The sequence below is a fragment of the Paenibacillus sp. P46E genome (assembly GCF_001909095.1).
In the GTDB taxonomy this organism is placed as follows: Bacteria; Bacillota; Bacilli; order Paenibacillales; family Paenibacillaceae; genus Paenibacillus_AQ; species Paenibacillus_AQ helianthi.
Genome location: NZ_LVYZ01000095.1, coordinates 1 through 6,809 on the forward strand (window position 1 = coordinate 1; position 6,809 = coordinate 6,809).

At 42.1% G+C, this 6,809-nt stretch carries 5 protein-coding genes; 3 read left to right on the top strand and 2 right to left on the bottom strand.

Annotated features, from left to right (window positions below):
* Both A3849_RS30005 and A3849_RS30010 read right to left on the bottom strand, forming a co-directional pair.
* On the bottom strand, positions 1–924 hold a 924-nt coding region (locus A3849_RS30005; protein ID WP_143191941.1), incomplete at its 3' end, for a transposase.
* Between the two features lie 441 nt (positions 925–1,365).
* Positions 1,366–4,113 (bottom strand): O-antigen ligase family protein, encoded by a 2,748-nt coding sequence (locus A3849_RS30010; protein WP_074114730.1) that lies wholly within the window; start codon positions 4,111–4,113, stop codon positions 1,366–1,368.
* Positions 4,114–4,295: 182 nt separating this feature from the next.
* Between A3849_RS30010 and A3849_RS30015 the strand changes: the two genes are divergently transcribed.
* From A3849_RS30015 to A3849_RS30025, 3 genes are all read left to right on the top strand, one after another.
* Entirely contained in the window at positions 4,296–5,093 is a 798-nt protein-coding gene (locus A3849_RS30015) for an ABC transporter permease (RefSeq protein ID WP_074114731.1), read from the top strand.
* Positions 5,083–6,351 carry an ArnT family glycosyltransferase gene (locus tag A3849_RS30020; RefSeq protein WP_074114732.1) on the top strand — a complete coding sequence of 423 codons (1,269 nt, stop codon included), beginning with the start codon at positions 5,083–5,085 and terminating at the stop codon, positions 6,349–6,351. Before A3849_RS30015 ends, A3849_RS30020 begins: the two co-directional genes overlap by 11 nt.
* 2 nt (positions 6,352–6,353) lie before the next feature.
* The coding region (locus A3849_RS30025; RefSeq protein ID WP_143191942.1) for a hypothetical protein at positions 6,354–6,809 on the top strand (456 nt) is incomplete at its 3' end.

Sequence of the window (6,809 nt, forward strand, 5' to 3'; positions counted from 1 at the left end):
CTCTAAACAGCGGGTGTCGGTCGGTCTTTGGTGTACACTGTAGGCTAAAATAAACTGGTTTTCGGTCCCGATTTGCACATTGTATCCCGGTTTCAGCTGGCCATTCCGCATGTGGTCTTCTTTCATCCGCATAAACGTTGCATCTGGATCCGTCTTGCTGAAACTGTTCCGGTCCCCAAGCAGCTTTTGGTATTGTTCGTACTTCAGCAGTCGGGGAAGCAAATCATTACGCAGCGTCCGAACAGCCTTTTTTAGGGGCTTGTCTTTCGGTTTTTGGGCCAGCTGAGCTTCGAGCTTTTGCACCACCTGTTCAAGTTTCACGCTGCTCACTTCGGAATCTGTGCCGAGTTCAGCCAGGTCTTTGCCTGAATTCTCTTGTTCTTCCTGTTCTTCTGCCGTTTCAATGGCAGCGAACAGGGCATGCACCTTATCCTGCAGTTTGACTTTGTGTTTACTGACGGCTTTCCCCCAAACAAACGTGTAGCGATTGGCGTTAGCCTCAATTTTGGTTCCGTCCACAAAGTACTGCTCCAGAGAAACGTATTTTTCGTCAGCCAAAAACTGAAGCACGGCGGTAAATACCGTTTCGAGGACATCTTTCATTCGCAGGGAACGGAAGCGATTAAGGGTACGGAAGTCGGGTCGCTGCCGTCCGGCCAGCCACATGAAGGGGATGTTCTCCCGAATGGATTTGGCGATTTGGCGAGAGGAATAGATGCGCTGTGTGTAGGCGTAAATAATGACTTTGGTCAGCATTTTAGGATGGTAGCTGTCACGGCCACCACCTGGGTAGGCCGCGTCAAAAATGCCGTCGTCCAGCCGGTTAACGGCGGCATTGACGATACGAACGAGGTGATGTTCTGGAATATCTTCTTCCAGATCCATTGGCAAGCAAAGTTGGTCCATGGTATATTGAATGTACAAAAGAAACCTCTCCTTTGAAATGGTTGTGTGGTAACTCCATTTTACCAAAGGATGGTTTCTTTTTTTTGCTTTTTTTAAAGATTGTAGACCCCATTTCCCGCTTAAACAGCGGAGAGGACGGAACGATTGTGGAAAAGCGGCAGCGGTCGCCTTTGTCCCCGGATTTTCACCGCGAAGGAGAATAAATAAAATCTGGGGACAACAGCGATTGGAACAACGGTCCGTTCGCGTAGCGTCCACCCGAGGGCTCACGTTGACCCTACTCCAAAATAAAGGGCTGTCCCAGCAGCCATTTCATGGCTTTTGGGACAGCCTCTTTTGCATGTAAACCTAACATTGGAAGTTTTAGAGTAACAGTAACAAGTATTTCGTCATTTTCTCACAAAACGGGTGCCATCCTTAACAAAGGACAACCCCCGCTTTGCTTACAATCTCATTTCTTTAGTACTGCGTATTCACAATGGCATCGATCTGAGCGGCTTCTGCTGGATCTGCGGCAATCAGCTTGTCATAGACTGGCTGATCTTGAGCAGCATTTGCCTTTTTTAAGGCGGCCAAGTACCAACGGGCAATCTCGCGGTTGGCTGCATCCTTGTAATCTTCGGACAGACCGAGCTTCAAGGTATTGGAGGCCGCTTGAACTTGCCCTGCCATCAACTGGATTCTGCCCGCATTGAGTGCAATTGCAGGAGTGACAGGGAGTGACTGGACCTGCAAGTCGGCTTGTACCTGGTTGTAAGCATTAATCCCGACATTCAGGTACATAACTTTACCGTCAGCATCCTGCTGGGTGAAAGCCTGCTGAGCCAGCTCATAAGAGCGGGCAATGAGTGAACTGTACCAGTTCGTATCCCAGAGGGATGCGCTGTTCACAACATCCGCATAATGATCACTAAGCCCAAGCTTTAGGGTCGCCGTGGCTTCCTCGTTTTGTCCTGCGATCTGCTGCATTTTTGCCGCATTCAGAGCAATCGTCGGTGTTACCGAGAATGGACGTCCCTGCAGCTGCTCAGGAGGCAGAGTTTTCAGATGCTCAACACCATCCGTTACATGTTTATAAGCATCAAGTCCTGCAGTAAGGTATTCCTGCTTCTTGGCTTCGTCTTTTTTGGCATTTGCGGCACTTGCCAGCGTCTGGGAACGGCTGATCAGAGCATCGTACCATTCAATGTCCCAGTTGAACTTATCCGCATTATCCCGATAGACGGCGAAGGAGAGCTCGCTTTGGCCTTTCAGTTCATACGATGCAGCCAATAGCTGGAGCAGCTTCTTGTTATAAGGCTCATCCTTAAGCGCACGATTGATTACGGTGAATGATTCGTTTAAGTACTGCTCATCCTGAGTTTGGCCAAACACCTGCTGGTCCATTGAGGCGAGGTATGCCGCTGCTTCGGGATGGTATGGACGATCCTTTAACGCGGCTACCAAAGGTGCCTTGAGCTCCTCATAAGATTGACTCACGCCGATCAACTCCTTGGCCTTCATGGCCGAACTGCTGGAGCTAATGGCACTAATCGACAGGAACAGCATAAAGACTGTACCGATAGCCAGGGCTGCAAGGTAACCGTAGCGCAAGCCCGTTGTATTCCAATTCCGGCGCAGCGGGTTGCTGTCCATGGCAACGCCCATTCCGGCAAGACCGATGAATATCAGAATGCCCATAAAGGCATAGCTGAGATTGAAATCCAGCAAGCTGTGGAGAAGAATCGATAAAGCAATAATGTAGAAAAAGAATCCATTCTCAAATTCGTTTTTATCCCGTTTGAGATATCCACGAACGTACTTGTAGAAAATATAGCCAATAAAACCCATGAACACGATGAACCCGACAATACCAACCTCTATCAGATATTGCAGGAAGAAGTTATGCACCTGGCGGCTTGTATACGGGTTGTTCTGGTAGTGCTCATACAGTGAAGACCAGCCTCCGCCCCCGGCACCAAGTATCGGATAGTCCTTGACAACCTTTATAGCATCCTTATAAAAAGTAATACGTTCAAGTACACTGTGCTGCTTGAAGTTGATGTTCTCCAGACGTGTTTCCATATTAGCTGGAAGTACGGTTCGTACGCTTGTACCGATCAACAGGAAGGCGACAACGGCAACCAGCACAACGGAGAGGAGGGGCAGCCACAGACCAGAAAGCTTACGTGATTCCCAGCCGCCGAGCCTATTCTGCAGCCAAGGAGAAAGATAACGCTGAATGGCCCAGCCAAGCACGGCAACAACAGCGGAGGCCCCAAGCAGATAAGCCCAGCCCTTTAAGGCAGCAGCAGAGGTAAAAGCTGTATTCAATTCCGTTCCAAGATTGGTCAGCGGGCTCGAAATGGCAAGCGAGGCAATGCCTGCAATCGCAAGATGGATAATCCAGAGAATCTGCTTCGCAGGCTTCAGGGACAGCAGTAGAAGAATAAAGACGACAGGCAGCATTACTAATCCCCCGCGGGACAAGGTCAGCAGCAAGGAAACAATGATAGGAACGAGCATAAATCCATGCGTCAGTGTCCCATACCACTTCTTGGATCGAACCAACGCGAAGACAGCCACAAATAGAAAGGCCATCAGAAAAGCCGCGTATGTATTCGCATATTGGAAAATCGAGGTCAACCGCAGGCCATTAGAGTCAGTCATTACCGCATCCAGATATTTGCCTCCGCGTACAGTATCGGAGAACCAGCCTACTAGACCTCCGGCTATTTTCCAGCTGCCCAGCCAGTTCAGCAGACCAAAACCTACTATAAAATAAGAGATAGCCAGTATAGCATTTTGAATGACAACATTTAGTTGCTTTTGCTTGAGCAGATATAACGCTATAATGAATACTGCAATATACATACTCTGGATAAAGAGGATGTTCATCGCCATATAGTGAGAAACAGCGACAAACAGCGACAGAGCATACGTTATAGGAAGCAGCAGTGAAGCCACAACCAGCAAGTCTCGCTGCTCCTCCAGCTTGAACTTTTTATAGTACAAGCCCATCCAGACCAGCAGCAAAAGACCGCTGAGCAAGGAAGACACATAAATCGGCTTTTCAAAGTCGATCTGCTGCCCATTAAACAATCCTACCTGAAATGGGGTCCATACCAAAAACATAATGAAAGCAACAACCAATGCCCACACCGGACTGGATATCTTTTCAACATTTCTCGACTGAGCTGCATTTTTACCGTATACTGGTTTCGACACGTTATAATCTCCTTTTCCTGTAGGTACGTGGATATTTTAGCATACTTAAAAAGTGTAATGATAGCACTAATTAGAAGGGGCTTTATCCAGAATATAATAATTACTCTGTAGAGGAAGGACGGGAATTCATTTTATTTGTAGGAAATACAGGGAAAAATTTAAAAATGATTGGAGTTCTATAGATGTTTCATAATGTTTTGAGTTCGCTCCGTGAAAACAAGTATCTAATTAAGAATATGATTATTAGAGATATAAAACAAAGATATACTGGCTCTGCTTTAGGATTGGTTTGGTTTTTTATACAGCCTTTGGCTACCATACTTATATACACTTTTGTGTTTTCCTTCGTCCTTAAGTCGAAATTAGGCCCTGAATATGGAGGACTAAGTTTTTCAATTTGGCTAATTTGTGGTTTGATTCCCTGGATGTATTTTAATGAAGTGATAGTAAGAGGAACAAACTCCTTAATAGATAATGCATCTTTAATTAAGAAAACTATCTTTAATACTAAATGGACGGTTTTTTCATATTTATTATCAGGTATGTTTTCATTTTTTGTCTTTTTGTTCATTGTTTTTATATTGTTTTTCTTCTTCCATGTCTCCATAACTTGGAAGTTGTTTTTACTTCCGGTTTATATCATTATTTTTAGTACTTTTATGTATGGAATTGCATTGCTATTATCGGCGTTGAATGTGTACCTCAGAGATATAAATCAATTTTTATCTGTATTTTTAAATGTTTGGTTTTACCTCACTCCGATTGTGTATCCAATCACTATAATTCCAGATAAGTACAGATTCTTTTTGGAAATCAACCCTCTCTATCATTATATCCAGGGGTTTAGGGACATTATGCTTTCTACTGGCGATTTTAATATCTCATCATTTTGTTATATGACTTTATTTGCTGTACTAAGCCTGACATTGGGGCTAAAGGTCTTCAATAAATTAAAGGATGGTTTTGCTGATGTTCTTTAGATATAAAATTAATACTAAGTTTTTACTATTTTCTATAGTGCTTTTGGCTATAGCTGTAAGAGTAATATACTTTCTATCCCAGCCGTTCCCGCTAACTCCTGATAAATTACTGAATTTTTATCCTGATGAGAATGTATACTATTCTAATTATTTATTAATAACAGAGAAGGGGTTTTTCAGAGCCCTAATTGATGAACAATCTTTGTGGGCTGCTCCTCTTAATTCTATGTACATCTTTATATTAGCGGGTGTAACTAGCAAGCCCATCCTATTCATTCGGTTGGCAAACATACTGGTGACCTCTATAAGCATTGTTTATCTATATAAGATTGCTGTTAGGATTTTCAATGTAAAGGTAGCGTTATTATCGTCACTGTTCATGGCTCTTTATTTTCCATTAATTGAAGTTTCCCCTACACTTTTAACCGAGCCTCTCTATATTCTGTTTTTATTAGTAAGTGCTTACTATGTGGTACTAGCATATGAAAATAGAAATTATCGTTACTTTATTATATCTGGGTTAATAATGGGACTTGCCACTTTGACGCGATCTACCTATTTATTGGCTCCCTTCTTTTTAGGCTTTTTTATTTTAGTACATTTCAGGAAAAATCCTAAAATGCTAAAAGGGTTATCTATAATGTTAATCTCTTTTTTAATCATAGTAGGCCCCTTTTTTCTGAAAAATTGGATTGCATTTGATAGATTGACACTAAACAATGGATCTGGCGCTGTCTTGTTTCTTGGTTCTAGAATGGACACAGAGGGAGATGAACCGCCTTATCGAGGTAAAAACTATGATACTTTTGAAATAACGAAGCCCTTTACACATCTTCAATCAGAAGGGGATGATAAGTTAAAGGAAGTAGCTATTTCTAATATTAAAGCTCATTTTCCAGACTACATGTACTGGAATGTAAAAAAGATTGGTAGATTGCTTGTTGGTAATGTTTTTTATTGGTTTTATCCGTATCAGGATGTAGTGGGCTATTATCATAATTCCGGGCTAATCAAAACATTTCTGAAATTAGCCAATATGCTAATGGTTCTATCTGTTGTTATATTTGGCTGGTACGAAATTATAAGATTAATACTTAGGAAAGGGTTCAAAAATCCGATAGCATTAATAGTCATTTATCACACGGTAATCATGCTTCCTTTTCTGACAAATCATAGATACGGTCTTCCGATTCTCTGTTTTATTTCAATGTTTGGATTTTCCTATTTTTTTCAAAAAGAAAAAGGTGAATTAGCTTGAAGGTGAATAAAATTACAATAACGCTAACGTTAATTATTCTGTCTACGTTCATATTCAATACGGGAGGTAGCAAATATATCTTTAGTTTATATAATTTCGCGAAAAATGATTTCAATGTACAGCAATTAGATATGAGGAATGCGGGGATTATCAATACTGCTGATTTTACTGTGGACGAAAATCTAATGGATGGAATTGGACAGTCTGGGGACCCGTCTTTAACTTTTAATTTCGCTAAAGGGGAATTTATCAAATCATTGAGTTTGAATATTACCGTAACAACAGACGATGTGCTTCAGATGTTTTTTGTTAATCAGGATGGACAGGGATTTAACGAGATTGAATCACTTAAATTTAATCTCATTCCAGGGGATAATTTTGTGGAATTAAAAATCCCTATTTCTTATGCTGCTAAATTAATGAAATCAATTCGTATTGATCCGATTGAAACTAATAAT